At 35.2% G+C, this 19,636-nt stretch carries 20 protein-coding genes and 5 tRNA genes; 5 read left to right on the forward strand and 20 right to left on the reverse strand.

Annotation, left to right across the window (positions count from 1 at the left end):
- Nucleotides 1-64: 64 nt before the first annotated feature.
- The 14 genes from rplJ to rpsU form a co-directional block, all read right to left on the reverse strand.
- Nucleotides 65-586 carry a 50S ribosomal protein L10 gene (gene rplJ, locus LUA91_RS05430; RefSeq protein WP_010601096.1) on the reverse strand — a complete coding sequence of 174 codons (522 nt, stop codon included), beginning with the start codon at nt 584-586 and terminating at the stop codon, nt 65-67.
- 2 nt (nt 587-588) lie between these two features.
- Nucleotides 589-1,287, reverse strand: a complete 699-nt coding sequence (gene rplA, locus LUA91_RS05435; RefSeq protein ID WP_025143259.1) for a 50S ribosomal protein L1 — start codon at nt 1,285-1,287, stop codon at nt 589-591.
- Between the two features lie 20 nt (nt 1,288-1,307).
- A complete protein-coding gene (gene rplK, locus LUA91_RS05440) occupies nt 1,308-1,751 on the reverse strand; it encodes a 50S ribosomal protein L11 (RefSeq protein ID WP_010601094.1) in 444 nt (147 codons plus the stop codon).
- Between the two features lie 457 nt (nt 1,752-2,208).
- A complete protein-coding gene (gene nusG, locus LUA91_RS05445; protein ID WP_010601093.1) occupies nt 2,209-2,748 on the reverse strand; it encodes a transcription termination/antitermination protein NusG in 540 nt (179 codons plus the stop codon).
- Between the two features lie 9 nt (nt 2,749-2,757).
- Nucleotides 2,758-2,955: a preprotein translocase subunit SecE gene (gene secE / locus LUA91_RS05450; RefSeq protein WP_010601092.1), complete on the reverse strand. Its 198-nt coding sequence runs from the start codon at nt 2,953-2,955 to the stop codon at nt 2,758-2,760.
- Between the two features lie 91 nt (nt 2,956-3,046).
- A tRNA-Trp gene (locus tag LUA91_RS05455) sits at nt 3,047-3,120 on the reverse strand.
- Nucleotides 3,121-3,176: 56 nt separating this feature from the next.
- Complete coding sequence (gene tuf, locus LUA91_RS05460) at nt 3,177-4,364, reverse strand: elongation factor Tu (protein ID WP_231425013.1); 1,188 nt, start codon at nt 4,362-4,364, stop codon at nt 3,177-3,179.
- A 119-nt stretch (nt 4,365-4,483) separates the two neighbouring features.
- Nucleotides 4,484-4,555, reverse strand: a tRNA-Thr gene (locus LUA91_RS05465).
- Between the two features lie 74 nt (nt 4,556-4,629).
- Nucleotides 4,630-4,705 (reverse strand) — tRNA-Gly (locus LUA91_RS05470).
- Between the two features lie 46 nt (nt 4,706-4,751).
- Nucleotides 4,752-4,834 (reverse strand) — tRNA-Tyr (locus tag LUA91_RS05475).
- Between the two features lie 87 nt (nt 4,835-4,921).
- Nucleotides 4,922-4,994: transfer RNA gene (locus LUA91_RS05480), tRNA-Thr, on the reverse strand.
- A 230-nt stretch (nt 4,995-5,224) separates the two neighbouring features.
- Complete coding sequence (gene hpf / locus LUA91_RS05485) at nt 5,225-5,572, reverse strand: ribosome hibernation-promoting factor, HPF/YfiA family (protein ID WP_231425014.1); 348 nt, start codon at nt 5,570-5,572, stop codon at nt 5,225-5,227.
- 14 nt (nt 5,573-5,586) lie between these two features.
- A complete protein-coding gene (locus LUA91_RS05490; protein ID WP_231425015.1) occupies nt 5,587-6,471 on the reverse strand; it encodes a tyrosine-type recombinase/integrase in 885 nt (294 codons plus the stop codon).
- Between the two features lie 158 nt (nt 6,472-6,629).
- On the reverse strand, nt 6,630-6,824 hold the full coding sequence (rpsU, locus tag LUA91_RS05495; RefSeq protein WP_010601088.1) for a 30S ribosomal protein S21: 195 nt from the start codon (nt 6,822-6,824) through the stop codon (nt 6,630-6,632).
- 166 nt (nt 6,825-6,990) lie between these two features.
- On the opposite strand from rpsU, the gene LUA91_RS05500 reads away from it, so the two are divergent.
- Nucleotides 6,991-7,365 carry a hypothetical protein gene (locus tag LUA91_RS05500; RefSeq protein ID WP_231425016.1) on the forward strand — a complete coding sequence of 125 codons (375 nt, stop codon included), beginning with the start codon at nt 6,991-6,993 and terminating at the stop codon, nt 7,363-7,365.
- Nucleotides 7,366-7,555: 190 nt separating this feature from the next.
- Here the strand turns inward: LUA91_RS05500 and LUA91_RS05505 are convergent, their stop codons facing one another.
- Together LUA91_RS05505 and LUA91_RS05510 are read right to left on the reverse strand one after the other, a co-directional pair.
- Nucleotides 7,556-8,707: an acyl-CoA dehydrogenase gene (locus LUA91_RS05505; protein ID WP_231425017.1), complete on the reverse strand. Its 1,152-nt coding sequence runs from the start codon at nt 8,705-8,707 to the stop codon at nt 7,556-7,558.
- A gap of 472 nt (nt 8,708-9,179) precedes the next feature.
- The gene (locus LUA91_RS05510; RefSeq protein WP_231425018.1) at nt 9,180-10,079 is read right to left on the reverse strand and encodes a ComEA family DNA-binding protein; all 900 of its coding nucleotides are present in this window, start codon (nt 10,077-10,079) and stop codon (nt 9,180-9,182) included.
- A gap of 92 nt (nt 10,080-10,171) precedes the next feature.
- On the opposite strand from LUA91_RS05510, the gene LUA91_RS05515 reads away from it, so the two are divergent.
- The gene (locus tag LUA91_RS05515; RefSeq protein ID WP_231425019.1) at nt 10,172-11,923 is read left to right on the forward strand and encodes a lysophospholipid acyltransferase family protein; all 1,752 of its coding nucleotides are present in this window, start codon (nt 10,172-10,174) and stop codon (nt 11,921-11,923) included.
- A gap of 192 nt (nt 11,924-12,115) precedes the next feature.
- On the opposite strand, the gene LUA91_RS05520 is transcribed toward LUA91_RS05515, so the two are convergent.
- Nucleotides 12,116-12,637, reverse strand: a complete 522-nt coding sequence (locus tag LUA91_RS05520; RefSeq protein ID WP_231425020.1) for a GNAT family N-acetyltransferase — start codon at nt 12,635-12,637, stop codon at nt 12,116-12,118.
- A gap of 311 nt (nt 12,638-12,948) precedes the next feature.
- On the opposite strand from LUA91_RS05520, the gene LUA91_RS05525 reads away from it, so the two are divergent.
- Entirely contained in the window at nt 12,949-14,151 is a 1,203-nt protein-coding gene (locus tag LUA91_RS05525; protein WP_316796504.1) for a hypothetical protein, read from the forward strand.
- Nucleotides 14,152-14,282: 131 nt separating this feature from the next.
- Complete coding sequence (locus LUA91_RS05530; RefSeq protein ID WP_231425021.1) at nt 14,283-14,558, forward strand: hypothetical protein; 276 nt, start codon at nt 14,283-14,285, stop codon at nt 14,556-14,558.
- Here the strand turns inward: LUA91_RS05530 and LUA91_RS05535 are convergent.
- The gene (locus tag LUA91_RS05535; protein ID WP_231425022.1) at nt 14,555-14,713 is read right to left on the reverse strand and encodes a hypothetical protein; all 159 of its coding nucleotides are present in this window, start codon (nt 14,711-14,713) and stop codon (nt 14,555-14,557) included. The genes LUA91_RS05530 and LUA91_RS05535 overlap by 4 nt on opposite strands.
- Nucleotides 14,714-14,856: 143 nt before the next feature.
- On the opposite strand from LUA91_RS05535, the gene LUA91_RS05540 reads away from it, so the two are divergent.
- The gene (locus LUA91_RS05540; protein WP_231425023.1) at nt 14,857-15,162 is read left to right on the forward strand and encodes a hypothetical protein; all 306 of its coding nucleotides are present in this window, start codon (nt 14,857-14,859) and stop codon (nt 15,160-15,162) included.
- A 65-nt stretch (nt 15,163-15,227) separates the two neighbouring features.
- Here the strand turns inward: LUA91_RS05540 and LUA91_RS05545 are convergent, their stop codons facing one another.
- Nucleotides 15,228-16,667: a hypothetical protein gene (locus LUA91_RS05545; RefSeq protein ID WP_231425024.1), complete on the reverse strand. Its 1,440-nt coding sequence runs from the start codon at nt 16,665-16,667 to the stop codon at nt 15,228-15,230.
- 106 nt (nt 16,668-16,773) lie between these two features.
- Nucleotides 16,774-19,533 (reverse strand): TonB-dependent receptor, encoded by a 2,760-nt coding sequence (locus LUA91_RS05550; protein WP_231425025.1) that lies wholly within the window; start codon nt 19,531-19,533, stop codon nt 16,774-16,776.
- Nucleotides 19,534-19,636 lie beyond the last annotated feature (103 nt).

A 19,636-nucleotide genomic window follows, 5' to 3' on the forward strand; every position in this document is an offset into this window, starting at 1 on the left:
TATTAAGATTTTAAAAATTTACGTGTGTAATAATTTTGTTTAATTTGCGAACTTAAGGTGTTCGTTAACCTTCTCTTTCTTGAAGAGTTTTAACAATTCCTGCAATTTTGCTACCGCCTGATTGAAGCGCAGATAGAACATTTTTAGCTGGTGATTGTAATAACCCAATAATATCGCCAATAAGCTCTTCTCTCGATTTTAAGCTTACTAAGTTATTTAATTGGTCATCGCCAACGTATACTGATGAATCTATGTATGCCGCTTTAAGCACAGGTTTATCAGAAGTTTTTCTCAAAGTTTTGATCAACTTAGCCGGAGCGTTTGCTGTTTTTGAGAATAATAATGATGATGAACCTTTAAGCGCTTCGTATATCTCAGAAGCATCGCCATCTAAACCTTCAATCGCTTTGCGGATTAAAGAGTTTTTAGCAACCTTCATTACGATATCACCTTCGAAACATTTGCGGCGGATGTTATTGATCTGCTCAACAGAAAGGCTAGAAGTATCAGCAATATAGAAATTGCCAAACTCTTGCATTTGTCCTTGTAGTTCTAAAACTACTTCGTTTTTTTCTTCTCTGTTCATGATTAAATCCCCGCTACTGATTTAGTTTCAATTGCAATCCCAGGACTCATTGTAGAAGACACGTGAATGCTTTTAAAATAAGTTCCTTTTGCAGCAGATGGTTTTAATTTTGAAATTACTTGAATAATCTCAAGTGCATTTTCATAAATTTTGTCTGCTGGGAATGATACTTTTCCTATCGAGGCGTGTATGATACCCGTTTTGTCTACTTTAAAATCGATCTTACCTGCTTTAACCTCAGTTACAGCTTTACCAACTTCGTTAGTTACTGTACCTGATTTTGGATTAGGCATTAAGTTCCTTGGACCTAAAACACGGCCCAATTTACCTACCTTAGCCATACAAGCTGGTGTAGTGATAATAATGTCTACATCGGTCCAACCACCTTCAATTTTAGCAACATACTCGTCTAAACCAACGAAGTCTGCGCCAGCTGCTTTTGCTTCTTCTTCCTTATCAGGAGTTACCAAAGCTAAAACACGTACAGTTTTACCTGTACCGTGAGGTAAAGTAGCAATACCACGTACCATTTGATTGGCTTTACGCGGATCTACTCCTAAAGATACATCAATATCAACCGATGCATCAAATTTAGTAGTAGTGATTTCTTTTACCAAAGCAGCAGCATCCTTCAAAGTATAAGCTTTACCAGCTTCTATTTTAGCATGTGCCTTTTTTTGATTTTTAGTTAATTTCGCCACTGTTGTAAACTGTTTTTTAATTAATTGTTCCAGGGTGCGTCACCAGAAACGGTGATTCCCATACTGCGTGCTGTTCCAGCAACCATACTCATTGCAGATTCGATTGTAAATGCATTTAAATCAGGCATTTTATCTTCAGCAATAACTTTAATCTGGTCCCAGGTCACCGACCCAACTTTTTTACGGTTAGGCTCAGCAGAACCACTCTGTAATTTAGTAGCATCTTTTAACTGGATAGCTACCGGAGGGGTTTTGATGATGAAATCGAATGACTTATCAGCATAAACAGTAATTACAACTGGCAATACTTTACCTGCTTTATCTTGGGTACGAGCGTTGTACTGTTTGCAAAACTCCATAATGTTCACCCCTTTAGCACCTAATGCAGGTCCTACTGGTGGCGATGGATTTGCCGCTCCGCCTTTGATCTGTAATTTGATCATTGCACTGACTTCTTTTGCCATTTTGTGTTTTTTGTTTATTTAAAACTCAATGTTAAATATTGGAAGCATGTAACATTTAATTCCTTATAGTTCCTATAAAACTTAAAGGACTGCAAAGATATGGATAATCTTATAGATACACAATAGATTAGAAGAAATATATTTTATCTTTTCTGCAAGCATTTTAATTTCTTAGTGTAAAAAGACAGATTACTTCAGCGCTCATATTATTAGCTTCATTATGATACTCCAATGTCATCCCCAATCCGCCAGCATCAGGATGGCAAAAAGAGACAACAATCAGTATCCACCTTATAGGATAGCAGCCACATCAAAAAATATATTTTAATTCAATTGCATAATAAGTATTACACTATTTAGATAAAGATGGTTACTAAACAAAAAGCTTTCCCTTTTGAGGAAAGCTTTTGATATCTTACTAAAATCGTAATGCTTAAATCTACAATCGTAAATCTGATTACTCTTTCTCTACTTGCATATAGTTAAGTTCTAATGGTGTTTTACGCCCGAAAATCTTAACCATTACTTTTAGTTTTTTCTTCTCTTCGTTTACCTCTTCGATAATACCTGAGAAACCGTTGAAAGGTCCGTCCATTACTTTGATGTTTTCGCCAACATAATAAGGAACATTCATGGTTTCACCTTGCTCACTCATTTCATCAACCACACCTAAAATACGGTTAACTTCTGCCTGGCGCATTGGAATTGGATTACCGGCTTTATCACCCAGGAAACCGATAACACTATTGATTCCTTTGATGATGTGTTCTAATTCACCATCTAAAGTGGCTTCAATTAAAACATAACCAGGATAAAAGTTACGCTCTTTGGCAATTTTTTTACCGTCTTTCATCTGGTAGTATTTTTCCATTGGTATTAAAACCTGCGGAACCAAATGAGAGAAACCTAAACGGCTGATCTCAGCATCAATGTATTGTTTTACCTTCTTTTCTTTACCGCTAACCGCCCTTACAACGTACCACTTTAGATCGCTCATTAGTAAATATTAATTAGAAAGTGATTTATAAAAAGTATCTAACACAAATGTAGAACCTTTATCCATTGCAAAAATAACCAATGCAATAATTAAAGAAGCTACCAAAACAAGAATCGCAGAGCTTTGCAACTCTCCCCAAGTAGGCCATGTAACCTTACTTGTCATTTCATCGTATGATTCTTTTATAAACTCAACTACTTTAGCCATATTTATTATAATGATTAAATGATTGAGTTAGTGAGTGAGAGAATGCTTAACATTCAATCAATAAAACATTCACTAATTCAATCATTATTTTTGGCACGGGAACAAGGATTCGAACCCTGATCAAAGGTTTTGGAGACCTCTATTCTACCGTTGAACTATTCCCGTGTGTATAAAAAAGAGCTAGCCTAAACTAGCTCCTTTTATATTATTATAGCTTAAAATTAAGCTAAGATTTCAGTTACCTGACCAGCACCTACTGTTCTACCACCTTCGCGGATAGCGAAACGTAGACCTTTTTCCATTGCGATAGGAGAAATCAATTTCACAGAAATTGTAACGTTATCACCTGGCATTACCATTTCAGTACCTTCAGCTAATGAAATTTCACCAGTTACATCTGTAGTACGGAAATAGAATTGAGGACGGTATTTGTTAAAGAATGGTGTGTGACGACCACCTTCTGCTTTTGATAACACATAGATCTCAGCTTTGAAATCAGCGTGAGGAGTTACTGAACCTGGTTTACAGATTACCATACCACGACGGATATCAGTTTTCTCAATACCACGTAACAATAAACCTACGTTATCACCAGCTTCACCGTAATCTAAAATTTTACGGAACATCTCAACACCAGTTACTGTAGATTTTAAGTTCTCAGCACCCATACCTAAGATCTCAACTGGATCTCCAGAGTTGATTACACCACGCTCAATACGACCAGTAGCAACAGTACCACGACCAGTAATTGAGAATACATCTTCAACAGGCATTAAGAAAGGAAGATCAGTTAAACGTGGAGGAATTGGAATGTAGCTATCTACAGCATCCATTAATTCCATGATTTTACCAACCCATTTAGCATCACCGTTTAATCCACCTAATGCAGAACCTTGGATTACTGGAATATCATCACCTGGGAATTCGTAGAAAGATAATAATTCACGAACTTCCATTTCAACTAGTTCTAATAATTCTGGATCATCAACCATATCCACTTTGTTCATGAATACAACCAATGAAGGTACACCAACCTGACGAGCCAATAAGATGTGCTCGCGAGTTTGAGGCATTGGACCATCAGTAGCAGCAACAACGATAATTGCACCGTCCATTTGAGCAGCACCAGTTACCATGTTCTTCACATAATCAGCGTGACCTGGACAATCAACGTGTGCGTAGTGACGGTTAGCTGTTGAATACTCAACGTGAGCTGTATTGATTGTAATACCTCTTTCTTTTTCCTCTGGAGCAGAGTCAATTGAATCGAATGAACGTGCCTCAGTTAAACCAGCATCAGCCAAAACTTTTGTAATAGCTGCTGTTAAAGTTGTTTTACCGTGATCGACGTGACCGATTGTACCGATGTTTAAGTGCGGTTTACTGCGGTCAAATTTTTCTTTTGCCATTTTATTTATAACTAATTAGTAGGTTAACTTTTTATTATTTTTATTTTTTGTTATTTCAACACAAAAAACCTTGTCTCTTCTGTATATCTAACAGATTTAACAAAGCTTTATTATACTCGAGCCAACTATGGGAATTGAACCCATGACCTCTTCCTTACCAAGGAAGTGCTCTACCGCTGAGCTAAGTCGGCTTTTCCAATTATCAATCTCCAGGTATCAGTTATTATAAACTGCAAACCTTCAACTGCCAACTGCTCAACTTTATTGGAGCGGAAGACGAGGTTCGAACTCGCGACCTATAGCTTGGAAGGCTATCGCTCTACCAACTGAGCTACTTCCGCTTTTTAATTAGCTAATTATCAAATTAGTGAATTAGCCAATTAATTGTGGGGAGAGAAGGATTCGAACCTTCGAAATCTTGCGATAACAGAGTTACAGTCTGTCCCATTTGGCCGCTCTGGAATCTCCCCTACTTTTTATCTCGGATTTCGACTTAAGAATTACGATTGAGTTTGAACCAAATCTAAAATCTAAAATTTACAATCGTAAATAAAAAGAGCCTCCTATCGGAATCGAACCAATGACCTACTGATTACAAGTCAGTTGCTCTACCAGCTGAGCTAAGGAGGCTTTTAATTTTGTGCAATGATACGAAAAATCTTCATTTTTCATACTATTAACGTGTTTTTTAAAAACTTTTATCTTTTAAAAGAACTAACCTTTTCTTCTTTGGCTAACACCGTTTCCGAAAGGGAATGCAAATATACACACTTATATTTCACTTCAAAATATATTTGAAAAAAAATAGCGAACATTTTTTGTCCGCTATCTTATTAACTATATTTTACTTTAATATTTACTTAATAATCAGTCGCTTCGCTTTCGCTTAAAATCGCTTTATGTTCACTTAATTTTGCACGTGTTTTTTCTTTATGCTTAGTGATTTGTTTTCTTAACGACTCGATTGCTAAATCCGTCGCCTCTTCAAATGATTTACATTGTTCTTTAGCGAAGAGTGTTCCACCGGGCACAATAAGTTTAATCTCACTTATTTTATTGGCTTCGTCCTCTACGTTCTCTAATTTTAAATACACTTCGCCGCTTATAATCTGATCAAAATACTGGTCGAGCTTGTTAGCCTTCTTCTGTATAAAATCTAACAACTTACTGTCTGCACTGAAGTGGATTGATTGAACTCCGATTTTCATTTTTCCTCCTTTTTTTACGCCTTTGGATGGGCTTGTTTATAAATTGTTTTTAATCTTTCGATTGAATTGTGGGTATAAACTTGGGTGGCCGCCAAACTGGCATGACCCAAAAGTTCTTTAATGGCATTTAAATCTGCGCCTGCATTTAACAGGGTAGTCGCATAACTATGTCGCAATACGTGTGGACTTTTCTTGTCATTGGTTGATACATGGTTTAGGTATGAGGTAACAATACGGTATATTAATTTTGGATATGCCGCTGCACCTGTATTGGTAACGATTAAATTAAGCAAATTGTTATTAAAATTTTGCAACTTTTTTTGGTCGGTATAGTTATTTATCTGATTAATAAGCTGTTTATTTACAGGGATGATTCTTTCCTTATTTCGTTTACCCAAAACCTTAATCGTTCCTGAATAAGTATCTACATCATTCTCTTTCAGTTGAATAAGTTCAGCCAAACGCATGCCGGTACCAAAAAGCAATTCAATTACCAAATGATCCCGAACAGATTCAAAACTATTATCAAAATAATTTTCCGAATCGAGCAGCACATCCATCTTTTGTGAGTCGATAAAAACGGGTAACCGTTTCGGGATTTTTGGTGCCTTAATTAAAAGTGTAGGATTTTGATCAACTTTCTCTTCCCGTAACAAAAATTTATATAAACTCCTTAAAGCAGATATTTTCCTGTTGATGGTATTCTCCGAAGTTTTCTTTTCCATCAAATCAACCATATAACTTCTGATATGGGTATGCTTAACTTCAGGGAAATTTAGTTCAAATGTGGTATTGATGTATTCTTCAAACTGATCCAAATCGGTTTGATAGGATGTAATGGTATGTGGAGAATAGCGCTTCTCGTGAGTTAAGTAAGTGATAAAACTTTTTAGCAACATTTAATATCTCCTGCTAGGTATAGATATGAAGTTACAAATAGTTTTGATATAAAGAAATCATTAATAAATTGTTTAATGTAAAGATTTCGATGGGGCAAAAAACAAAAAAGCCTTTAAGAAAAATCCTAAAGGCTTTAAAAATTTATGTCGTGAACAACTTATGAAGTTGTATCTTGATTCATATTCTGAATGTAAACAGCATGTTTAATTTCAGTACGGCGAGCAACGGATTTTTTCTCGTATGCTTGGCGACTACGTAGTTCTCTCAATACACCAGTTTTTTCAAACTTTTTCTTGAAACGTTTAAGGGCTTTATCTAATGATTCGCCGTCTTTAATGTTGATAATGATCATAACGCTGAAATACCTCCTCTCGTGGTTTTTAAATTATTCCCCTGCTATCGGGGCTGCAAATGTAAGTAAATAATTGAAAATGAGAAAGATTTTTGAAAAGAAAATTTTATTAAACATTGATTGATTTATAATGATCTTTAATTACTTTTAATGATACATTATATATATGACAACAGGAAAAAAAACAATCTCCATTATTGCCGTTTTAGTGATCATCGTTTTAGTAATCGTAGGTTACTATCGCTATTTCTTTGTTTTTGCCGATGGGGTGAAGGCTGGAGACTTAAACTATGTGGTTAAAAAGGGTTATATTTTTAAAACCTATGAAGGAAAAATAATCCAGAGCGGCATTAAATCGAGAACCACAGGGAGCGTTCAAAGTAATGAATTCGAATTTTCCATTTCAAACAAAGAACTTGCTGAAAAAATGATGGCCAATAGTGGTAAATTTTACCAGCTACATTATAAACAATACAACCATCCTTTACCATGGAGAGGTTTTAGCGAATATGTAGTGGATAGCATTATAACGGCTGAATAGAATTGGTTTAGGGTTTAGGGTTTAGGGTTTAGGGTTTAGGGTTTAGGGTTTAGGGTTTAGGGTAAACCACTTCAATACTATTATGTTTAAATAAAAAATCCGGAGGTGGTTAAGCACTCCGGATTACTCATAAAATATATTTGGTTTGTTGTTTCTGATTAAATTCTGCTTTAACCTTTCAGCTTTCAGCTTAATTTAATATCTCTCTCGCAATTACAATCTTTTGTATTTCTGATGTTCCCTCTCCTATTGTACATAATTTGCTGTCGCGATAAAATTTTTCTACCGGGAAATCTTTGGTATAACCGTAACCTCCAAATATCTGTACAGCTTCAGTAGCTACTTTAACCGAAACTTCTGAAGCAAAATATTTTGCCATTGCCGATTCTTTCGTCATAGGCAAATGCCTGTTTTTTAAATCAGCTGCCTGGCGGATTAATAATTCGGAGGCTTCAATTTCAGTGGCCATATCTGCCAGTTTAAAACTAATAGCCTGAAAACTCGAAATAGGCTGTCCAAACTGCTGACGCTGTTTCGAGTAGGAAACCGCAGCATCAAAAGCACCTTTTGCAATCCCTAAAGCTAATGCGGCAATAGAAATCCTTCCACCATCCAATACCTTCATGGCTTGTTTAAATCCTTCGCCAACATTACCCAACAAATTTGTCTTTGGCACACGGCAGTTATCAAAAATCATTTCGGTAGTTTCTGAAGCCCGCATACCCAGTTTATTTTCCTTTTTACCTGCAGAAAAGCCTGGTGTTCCCCGCTCTACCACAATTGCAGAAATGCCTTTCGAACTGCCTTGTTCGCCGGTTCTCACCATTACAACAGCCACATCTCCACTTTTACCATGGGTAATCCAGTTTTTTGCGCCGTTGATAACATAATCATCACCATCTTCAACGGCAGTAGTCATCATTCTCAAAGCATCCGAGCCGGTGTTTGCCTCCGTTAATCCCCAGGCACCAATCCATTCAGCAGTAGCTAATTTTGGTAGCCAGCGTTGCTTTTGTTCTTCATTTGCAAAAGCCAAAATATGGCCGGTACAAAGCGAATTATGAGCGGCTAGCGATAAACCTATTGAGCCACAAACGCGGGCCACTTCTACAATTACATCTACATATTCCTGATAACCCAGGCCCGAGCCACCATATTCTTCAGGAACCAAAACACCCATTAAACCTAAATCTCCCAATTGCTTAAACAACTCCACAGGAAAATGCTGTGCTTCATCCCACTCCATGATATTCGGACGTATGTTTTTCTCTGCAAAATCACGGACCATGGCCTTTACATTTTGTTGAGTTTCTGTTTCTGAAAAATTAAAGCTAACGCTCATTATTTTTATATTTAAAGTTAGTTCTGGCAATTATAAACAATTATTTTATAGTTAATTGCCATTATAAATTTGCAGCTAAGCAGAATGAAATGGTATTCAGTTCAATTAGTTTGATGATTAATTTCAAACCTTTAAATTCTGTTGCTAATGAGCCAATTATTTATTTTAACTTTTTTCAAATAATTTAAAAGCTTTGTCTTTAAATCAAAATAAAGAAGAGATGATGGGATATGTGGTTAATGGTATTGTCTTTAATTAAATAAACCCGATTGCAACAAAAATCCTTTTTTGCCTTCCGATAGTTGTTATCTGATGAATATTAGCATGTAAGATGTGTTCATCGGATCACTGATATTCCATCACCAAAAAAGATTGAAGCGTAAAGCGGGACTGACCAAACCGATTGATGCTGAAATTGCTTTACAAATAAAAATGATATACGTTCTTTCTGTAAATTGATCATACCATTTTTTTAAAAAGAGATATATGGCGTTATTTTATCAATAACCTGCTGATTGAGGATTGCGATTTTTTTCAAATCAGCCAGACTTGAATAATTACCATGCTGCTTTCTATATTGAATAATCGCATTAATTTGTTTGTACGAAAGATAAGGATTACCCTTCAAATCGTTGAATTGTGCGGTATTGAGATTAACAACCTTTAATGAAACCGTGCTGATAGTAATTTGATTTTTGATCTCCTCGTAACGGGTAGAATCCAATCCGTAAACTTCCATGAGCTGCTCTTTTTTATAAAAGCCACCCAAGCGCTCTCTATACTTTAAAATTCGATTAGCGAATGTACCACCAATCCCTTTAATTTCATCTAGCTGGGCAGAATCTGCCGTATTGATATCGACAATTACCAGTGGTTTTTTAACATACTCTTTCTTCTCATAAGTAAATTCTCTCTTCGGATAATTACTGGTCTGGTTTTCTATCCTGACGTAAGGAATCAACTTTTTATACATCTCTGGAGAAATGGTGTACATTTTTTGAAGATCTTCTGCTTTGTAAAACTTACCACCTTTGTTGGTGTAGTTTACAATTGATTGCGCTTGTTTACGAGATAAACCCAAACTTTGCCAGCCTTCGGCATTTAAACTATTTGGGTCAAAATTAAATAGTGTAACCTTTCTCGATCCGTTTGAAGTTTCTATTCGATCTCTGGTATACTGAAAATTTTGCTGATCGGTAATTTCTATTTTCTGAATTTTGGCTAAAAGATTTGGATCATCTTTCTCCAGCTGAATAGAATTAACATATATAATAGGTATAAGCTTGATGAAAACAATGATCAGAATCAAAATCAACAAACCATTGAATTCGCCCTTGCTGAAACCAAAATGTTTATTGAGCCAAATTCTCATGTGCGATATGACGTGTGTATTATAAATATAAATCTTATTTTTGGAATTGCAAAACTCTCGGGTTTTGGCTATCAACAATCTAAGAATAATATATGAAGATCATTACTACCTCTGAGTTTGCGAAAGCGACCAAGATAGATAAACTTGGTGTGCCAGGTTTAGCCGGCTTGATGATGGAGATCATGAAACTGAATGACATTAACGATGTTTTCGCTCAAAACCAACACTTTAAAGGCTTAGAATTTGTAGATAAAATTTTGGAAACCATTGGGGTTTCTATCGAATTTGACGAGGACGATTTAAAAAGCATCCCTAAAACAGGTCCATTTATCGCGATTGCAAACCATCCTTATGGCGGTGTTGAAGGCTTGGCTTTAGTTAAACTTTTATGCACTGTTCGTCCTGATGCGAAGGTAATGGTTAATTTCATCCTGAAAAAAATTCCAAACCTCGATGAATTTTTCGTTGCTGTAAATCCTTTTGAAAATGTACAGCATTCATCAAGCATTAGCGGTTTAAAAACAACTTTCGATTTACTGAGAAACGGAACGCCTATTGGAATTTTCCCTGCAGGAGAAGTTTCTACATTTAAATTAGATGCACAACAGGTTACCGATAGAATGTGGCATCCGGTAGTGGGGAAATTAATTGCAAAGGCAAAAGTTCCGGTTGTACCCATTTATTTTCATGGGAACAATGGGGTTCTTTTTAATATTTTAAGCTTTATACACCCTACATTACGCACAGCAAAACTTCCTTCTGAGTTTTTAAATAAACAAGGCTTAACCATTAAAGTAAGAATTGGTAAGGCTATTGCTCCGGCAGAGGTTTCACATATGAACAGCAGCAACAAATTGATGGATTTTTTGCGTGCCCGTACCTATGCCCTTGGTGTTGGTTTAGATCAGGAAAAGAGATTATTCAATCCGCTAAAACTCTTTAAAATAAAGAAAAAACCTGCTGAAGTAATTGAAGAAACATCAAGGGTTTTAATAAAAGCCGAGGTAGAAACGCTCGAAGATTTTAAGGTATGGACAGAAAAGAATTACGAGGTATATATCGTTCCCACTTTAAAAATCCCTAACATATTAAGGGAAATTGGTCGCTTGCGTGAAATAACCTTCCGTGAAGTTGGAGAGGGAACAAATAAAAAAATCGATCTGGATAATTACGACATCTACTACAACCACCTGTTTATTTGGGATAGGGATTTGGAAAATATAGTTGGTGCTTATCGCATTGGCAAGGGCGATGAAATTTTGGAAAGCATGGGCCGAAGGGGCTTTTACCTGTCCGAACTTTTTAAAATGAAAGATCAGTTTTACCCGATGCTGAAACAAGGAATCGAACTAGGCCGATCGTGGATTAGAAAAGAATATCAAGGGAAACCACTTCCATTATTTTTATTGTGGAAAGGTATTTTAAAATACCTGATTGATAATCCACAATACCGTTTCATGTTTGGTCCGGTTAGCATTAGCAACAGTTTTTCAAAGTTTAGCAAAGCTTTAATTGTAGATTACATTACCAAAAACCATTTCGATTATGAAATGGCAAAATATGTGAAACCAAGAAATAAATTTAAAGCAGATTTACTTCCAATATCAACCGATACTTTGGTTGATAGCAGTGAATCATTTAAGGATTTAGACAGTATTATCGGCGACATTGAAAATTCGCACATTAAAATCCCTGTTTTATTGAGGCAGTATATGAATCTGAATGCAAAGATTATTTCTTTTAATATCGATCCGAAATTTTCTGATTGTTTGGATGGCTTCTTAGTGGTTGATACACATAATATTCCGCCAGAGATGCTGGAGAAATTAGGCAAAAACTTATAGCTTTTAAATAAAAATACCCAGACATCCATCTGGGTATTTTTGTTATCAACTAACCTAAACTTTATAAATACTAACCAAATATTTATAGTGCAAATATGAGGTTGCAGTATTAAGAATAAATTAACTTAGCGTTATAAAATTCATTAATTACTCGGTTAAAATCGAAGATGAATGGCTGAATGCAATATTGAGCTAACCCAATATTTTGCGCATCATTAAATCGGTTTGTTCTTCATCGCCCATTTTAAAAATATGTTTGCTAAATGGCACAAAACCATTTTTTTCATAAAAGCGTATAGCCTTGGGGTTTTCTTCCCAAACACCTAACCAAATGGATTTCTTTTGATTTTCGATTGCAATTTCAATTGCTTTATCGTATAGCAGTTGACCAATTTTCTTTCCATGATAATCTGCCAATACATAAATCCGTTCAATTTCCAAAGAATCTTCTTCTTGAAGCTCTGTTTGAGCATCTGTAAAATTCACTTTTAAATAGCCTATTGCATCCTCTTCATCCCAGGCCATAAAAAATTGTGAATGCTCATTATTCAATTCTGATTTCACTTTGTCTACATTAAAACTGGTTTGCAAATAAGCTTCAATAACATCCCTCGGATTGTTTGGTGCAAAAGTTTCAGAGAAAGTTTTGCGGCCTATTTCCTGTAAAATTTTATAATCGGAAATTGTAAGCGATGAAATTTTAATATGGCTCATCAGAGTAAATTTAATTTTAGAAAATCAGATTTATTTAAACAAAAAAAGGTTACAACAATCGCTGTTGTAACCTTTATCTAAATTAACGCTCTCAATCTTTATGATTGTGATGCAAGGCTCTCACCCCTTGCTTCGACAAAAGTATAATTTTCATTTTAAATAACAACAATAAATTACTGTTATTTCATTTTTTTTTAAAAATTGTGTTAATCATGTTAATTTCCTGTAAACCACATTACATTTATTCACATAAAAAAATTGTTGCTTTTAAGTTAATATGATGTAAATTTAATGTAACCAAATATTGAAAATTGAAAACAGGCTATTCCATAGATCGATTTAAATCAGCAATGTTATTTTGCCTGCTTCTATGCGGTTTCTCCGTTGCAGCTCAAAATCGTTCCTTTGAGTTTTACGATGGAACATTTAATTTCAATTTAAATCCTTCATTAATCATCGCTGTCCATACCAAACCTACTGCTGCCGAGGCATTAAATTTTTACAGTCAAATTGAATCAAAAGATATTCAGAAAATAGTTTCAGCTTTACAAGCTTATCGGGAGGAACATCACCTCAACGACTGGATTTATTACCAACTGATTAGGAAAACAGCTGAAGAAATTAGTCCGAAAGCTGAAAATTATTTCGGCTACACACTCTACAAATGGTATTTATTAAGTAAATGTGGTTACGATGCCAGAATAGCAATTGGCAATGATCAGGTTGTTTTTTACATTAGAAATGATGAAGACATTAGTGATATTCCCTTTTTTATCATTGATGATAAAAAATACATGTGTTTAAATTATCACGACTATGGAAAGCTTTTTAAGCAAAGTGTTTATGTTCCTGTTAAAATTAAAATACCAGAAGCCACTAAATCTTTTTCTTACAAGGTTACGCGGATGCCTGAGTTTAAACCTGAAAATTATGAAGAAAAGGAGATTCAATTTAGCTATAAACAAAAGGTTTATCATTTTAAATTGAAAGTGAATGAAGACGTTCAAAAGATATTTAAAAATTATCCTGTGGTAGATTATGAAAGCTATTTTAATATTCCGCTAAGTAGAGAAACCTACAGCTCATTAATCCCTATTTTGAAAGAAAACACCAAACACATGGCCCAGAAAAAGGGCGTAGATTATCTGATGCGGTTTACCCGTTATGCTTTCTTGTATGAAGATGACGGACAGAATTTTGGTAAGGAAAAAAGATTATCGCCAGAACAGACCCTATTAAACAAATACAGCGATTGCGACGATAGAGCAGGATTATTTTTCTTTTTAGTGAAAGAGATTTACAATTTACCTATGATCGCTTTGCTTTATCCTACACATTTAACTATGGCGGTACAGTTCGATAAACCTGTTGGTAATTTCATCACCTACCAGGGCAAAAAATATTCATTTTGCGAGCCTACTCCACAAAGCCAGGATTTGAAAATTGGTCAGATTTCGAACAACTTAAAAAATATTAAGTACGAAATTGTGTATGCATACAATCCCCTAAAATGATCAAAGCAAAGTGATAATTGATGTTAACTTAATATTAACATAACGTAATCTTATTGCTAAAGAGAGAAATTACTGGTCTTTTGAGGTATTTTCGATTTCTAATATCTTTTAGAAGCTAAAAATCAATCGCTATGTCAGCAGTAATTTACAACGTAATCAAAGAATTTTTTGTTGAAATCCATGGTTATCCGGTTAAAGCAAGGATTATGTCGCCAATTAGTGATGAAAATAGTTTCAAATTTCAAATCAGTCACTATTTCAAAAGCAAAAGTGATTCGGATGCAAGCGAACCCGCTTCTACATTTACCTCATACGCCAATGCAGAAAGGCATTTATTAGCTTATTTGGAAGCATTTCAAAACACATTGGATTTAGGTGGTGAAGTAGCTGAAGGCAGTAAGTTTTAGCTGTTTTTCTTATCACCTTTTTCTGTTGGCAATTCCTCATCCATCAACTCCTGTTCGTATTCCTTTTTATCTTTATGGTTTCTAATAACTAAGAAGATAACCAAAACGATTACAAAAACAATTACAGCGACTACAACTGGCAAATTTATACCCATTACAATTTATTTAGTGATCATCAGATCAGAATGAAGATACGTGTAAATATTCTTGATGTTAACACACCATGCTAGGCTTAACATAATCATAATGTTAATTTAACTTCTCGAAATTTTATCTTTGGAGAAATCCATATTTTTAAATGAAGAAGAATAAATCCAAGTCGAAAAATCAATCGACAAGCAAAAAACTACGTAAAGAATTAGAATCAAAATTAGCATTAGCATTTAACGAAGTGGTAAGCCAATTTGGCAAAGCAAAGAAAACAGATAAATTAATCGAGAAACTTGCCAAGCAACTTTCGAAAAAGGTTGCACTTACTAAAAAAGATGATTCCATCACTCCGTTCATTAAAGAGGAAGATAACCTATCTTCACCAATTGAACAGGGGATTGAAAATAAAGTTGCGAGTAAAAAAGCTAAATCTGATACTACAAAAACAATATAAAAAAAAGGGCCAGAAATAAATTTCTGGCCCTTTTTTTTTATAGTTTAACGTTGTAATGTTTGTGATTACTTAACTGCTCCTGGAGTTGTGTAAGCCAAAGCTTGAGGATTGAAATGTGCCCAACCTGCAGCCCAGTTCTCAGATCCAAAAGCACCTTTGAAAGCTACACTAGTAAAACCGCTAGCCAATTTCGCATTTGTAAATAGTGCACCTGATGCAGCTGGTGAGTTTGCTACAACTGTAAAGTTTGGAGTTCCAACTCTTGTAACCGTAGAAGTATTTGCAACTAAGTCAGCAGAATATTTATATGGATCAGTAATTAATGCAGCAGCTAAACCAGTTGCGTCGAAAACATTCGCAGCAGTTAATATTGGTGTAATTACCGCTAAGGCTGCTGTATTTGATGCTTTAATCTGATTTGATTTACTATTGCTGTTATAAATTAAGTTGTTAGCAAAAACAGATCTGCCAGCTGATAAATTTGTAGAAGCAGCTGCAGCACCTGCAAGCAAAGCATCATCATAAAAAATACCTTCTGTGTAACCTACAAATACTGAATTAAAAATGCTAATGGCAGAGTTACGACGAATTTGTGCTGCATGTTGATAGTTTGCATTGATACTTGTAGTACCTGAACCAACCGGACCTAAGATAGTAACGTTTGAGAAAACAGCTGAAGTTTGAGGTGTAGAATTATCACCGGCAGCGTTGTTATCAGATTCAAATCCATTTGAACCAGAAACATCGGCAGTGTTAGCCAAACGTTGTGCTAAAGCAAACTGAATCTTACCCGAAAAACCATTATCTGTATCAAAATCATCATCCCATGAATCGATTGCCAATAAGTGAGAACAGTTAACTGAACCACCAAACCATTCAAAAGCATCATCACCAGAACGATAAACTTCTACATAATCAACAGTTGTACCCGAACCAACAGATCCGAAAGTGATACCATTAATTTCATTATCAGGGCTTAAAGCAATACCAGCATATTCTACACGTACATATTTAAGGGTACCAGAATTATCTGCATTATCAGTACCACCATGTTTACCTTTTTCCGAATCGCCAGAAATACCTTCGATTGAAACTGAAGTACCAACATTATTCTGTGCTTTACCTAAAAGGATTAAACCACCCCAATCGCCTTCTTTACGGGCACCGGCAGCAACACTAGAAGTAAATACAATTGGTTTATCTACCGTACCGGTAGCATTGATTTTAGAACCTCTGCTAATAATAAGTGCGCCTTTAGTAGACTTATCGCCTTTAATAATTGTTCCAGGCTCGATTGTTAATGTAGCATTGTTTGTTACAAAAACATTTCCTTTTAAAACATAAATTTTACTTGCAGACCATGTAGTGCTTGCGGTAAGGTCACCAGTAATCTCTACAGTATTTGCATCCGTTGGTGGGTTAACATCACCATCGTCAGTAGTTTTTGAGCAACTTGCTAATAAACCCAAAACACTAAGGGCGCAAAGTAATAGTTGTTTTTTCATCGTTTTTTATTTTACTTTTTTTACAAATTTATGGTCTGCATATAACTGAAGCATTAACCTATGTTTAAGCTATTGTTAAGTGCCGAAATTTTAATAGGAATTAAACTTAAAAGGTATAAGAGAATGATAATGAGTAATTACTACCTGGCTTGTAGCTTGCTATTGTTTCATCAGTAGTTGCACGGTCGTATTTATCGTTCAAATCTCTATCGTAATATTGCGTGATCCGCTGATTTAAAATATCTCCGGCATTGAATTTAATTTCACCTTTATTTTTAATCACTTTTAACGACAATTGAAGATCAATTACATCTCTCGGAACTTCCCAGATCTCAGGAAATAACACCCCACCGGCAACCACTAACCTGCGACCAACTTTATTGTACAATGCATTGAAGTTTAACCTATCATTTAAGAAACTATGTTGTAAACCCGCATTGATAATATATGGTGCTTGTCCAACCATTGGCCTGCTTGTGCGCAATAAATTGATACCACTATTATTAATTTCTACTTTTGATTTGATTAACGAGAGATTAGTGTAGAATGTAGTTTTCTTCATGAAATCTGTATTCGATATAAAATCTAAGCTCTTACGGAATTCGAATTCAATTCCATACACATTTACATTATCACTATTAATGTAGGTTACAATTCTGCTCGAGCCCGAATCTTGATTATATGATTCGATTGCGCCGTGAAACTTTTTGTAGAAACCAGATACTGAAATGATTTGACCAGCTTGTGGATAAAATTCGAAACGAACATCGGCGTTATCAATCTTCGCTTCTTTTAAGTTTGGATTACCTTGTTGAAGTGATAACAATTCGTAATCGTAAATTGCGGTAGAAGCTAATTCTCTAAACTCCGGACGGGCCAAAGTACGATAATACGAAGCTCTTAAATTAATTTTTGGCGTTAAACTATAAGTATAATTCGCTGACGGCAAAAAGTCAACATAATTATCATCAACAGATGTTTGTGGCGAAGGAATCTTTGCATCTAACTTAACGTTAAATTGCTCTACTCTTAATCCCCAAACCAATCTCGATTTTTCTCCAAATTTATTATTCAACATTAAGTACCCCGCATTGGTAATAGATGATGCGGTGTAAGCATCAGCATCACCAGAAATATCATCTAAAAAGTATGCGCCACTGTTTATTGCGTCAGTACCATAAAGTGTACTCAATGGTCTTTTGCTAATCTCATCAGCATTTTCAGCAGCAGTATTTGCTCTTAAACCTACAAATCTGGCATCGAAAGTTCTATCGCGATAAATTGAACTCAAACCGGTTTTAAACGTAGCCAATTGCCCAAGCATTTTGAATGGAAGCGAATAGTTAACACCACCACTGTAATTATTCTCATTTAATTTTGAAAATAAAGTAGAGTTTTCCTTACTTAAAGTTCCTGTACTGGCAACATATGCGTAGTTATCACTTCCAATATCTGCTGGATTTCTTTGATAAGAAACTTTCTTTTGATCAGGCTGATCGTTAAGAATATTGGCATAACTTACTGACCAATTAATCTTTGAATTATTTTCACCTAAGCCGTGATTACCTTCAACCGTTGATTTAAATAAAGATTTTTGCATCAAATCGAATGCAAAATAACGGGTATCGCGATTTCTATCGAAGTTGAAACCGGTTCTGGTTAAATATGAATCATCATAGTTTCTATTGTAAATGTTCTTGAATGTGATTTTACTTTTACCATAAGTGTAAGCAAAATTGGCAAGTGCACCTAAACTGGTAGAAAAACGGTAAATATTATCATGATAATCAACATTCACGTAATCCCTGATAACATCGTTGTTAATGGTTTGGGCATTTCTATATGTTAAAGAGAACAAGGCACCAAATCTATTGCCGTTATCTTTGAAGTTTTTAACCCTACCTAATGTAAACTGGTAATTTTGTGTTGGTAGCGCTGTATTATTATAGATATTCCAGTTTCTTGGCAGTGCTTTCATTCCAGCGGTTTGCTGAGCAGGAGTTAAGCCATTATTAAAATTAGCACGAGATGGAAAACTAGCAGGCAATGCCCGATCTCCATTATCAAATCCAAAATAATCAGAAATATTTCTTTGGCCACTTTTAAAATCTTTGAATGTAGATTCAGTATTATAACCCGCTCCTACCCCAAAGCTGATAAAGTTGTTATCTGGAATATCTTTCGTTGAAATTTGAATTGAACCTCCTGTAAAATCTGCAGGAAGATCTGGAGTAGCTGTTTTGCTGATCACTAAATTGTCAACCAGATTTGATGGAACAATATCAAAAGAGAAAGCTTTACGGTTTGGCTCTGTACTTGGTAGAGAGGCACCATCAAGCATTGCATTGTTATAACGATCACTTAAACCTCTAATAACAACAAATTTATTATCCTGAACAGTGGCACCACTTACTCTCTTTAAAACATCTGATGTAGTTCTGTCTGGCGATTTTCTTATCTGATCGCTTGAAACGCCATCTGAAACTACTGCACTATTTTTCTGCTTAGCATAAAGTGAATTTACAGACTCTTGTCTAAAGCTCGCTTTAACCACAACCTCACCAAGATTCTGACCGCTTGCTTCACTTAAAATTACATTTAATGAAGTAGTTGCCGGCGATTTAACTTCGATATCGGAAACCTCTTTACTTTGATATCCTACGTACGAAAATTCTAATGTGTATTTTCCGTTGGCCAAATTCTGAAGAAGATACTTCCCGTCTACATCTGTAGATAAGCCTTTGTTTGTACCTTTTATTTTAACTGATACCCCAATTAAGGTTTCGCCAGTTTTTTTATCGGTTACCGTTCCAGAAATTTTACCTGTTTGTGCATAAGCTATTATGCTTACAAATGAAATCAGCATTGTCAATGCCGACCTTTTAAAAATTGTGATTAAGTCCAATTTGCCTGTGTTTTATTTTAGGCAAAGCTATTACCACAATGTTAGCTCTATGTTAGATGTTAAT

Source organism: Pedobacter sp. Leaf250 (genome assembly GCF_920984735.1).
Classification (GTDB): Bacteria; Bacteroidota; Bacteroidia; order Sphingobacteriales; family Sphingobacteriaceae; genus Pedobacter.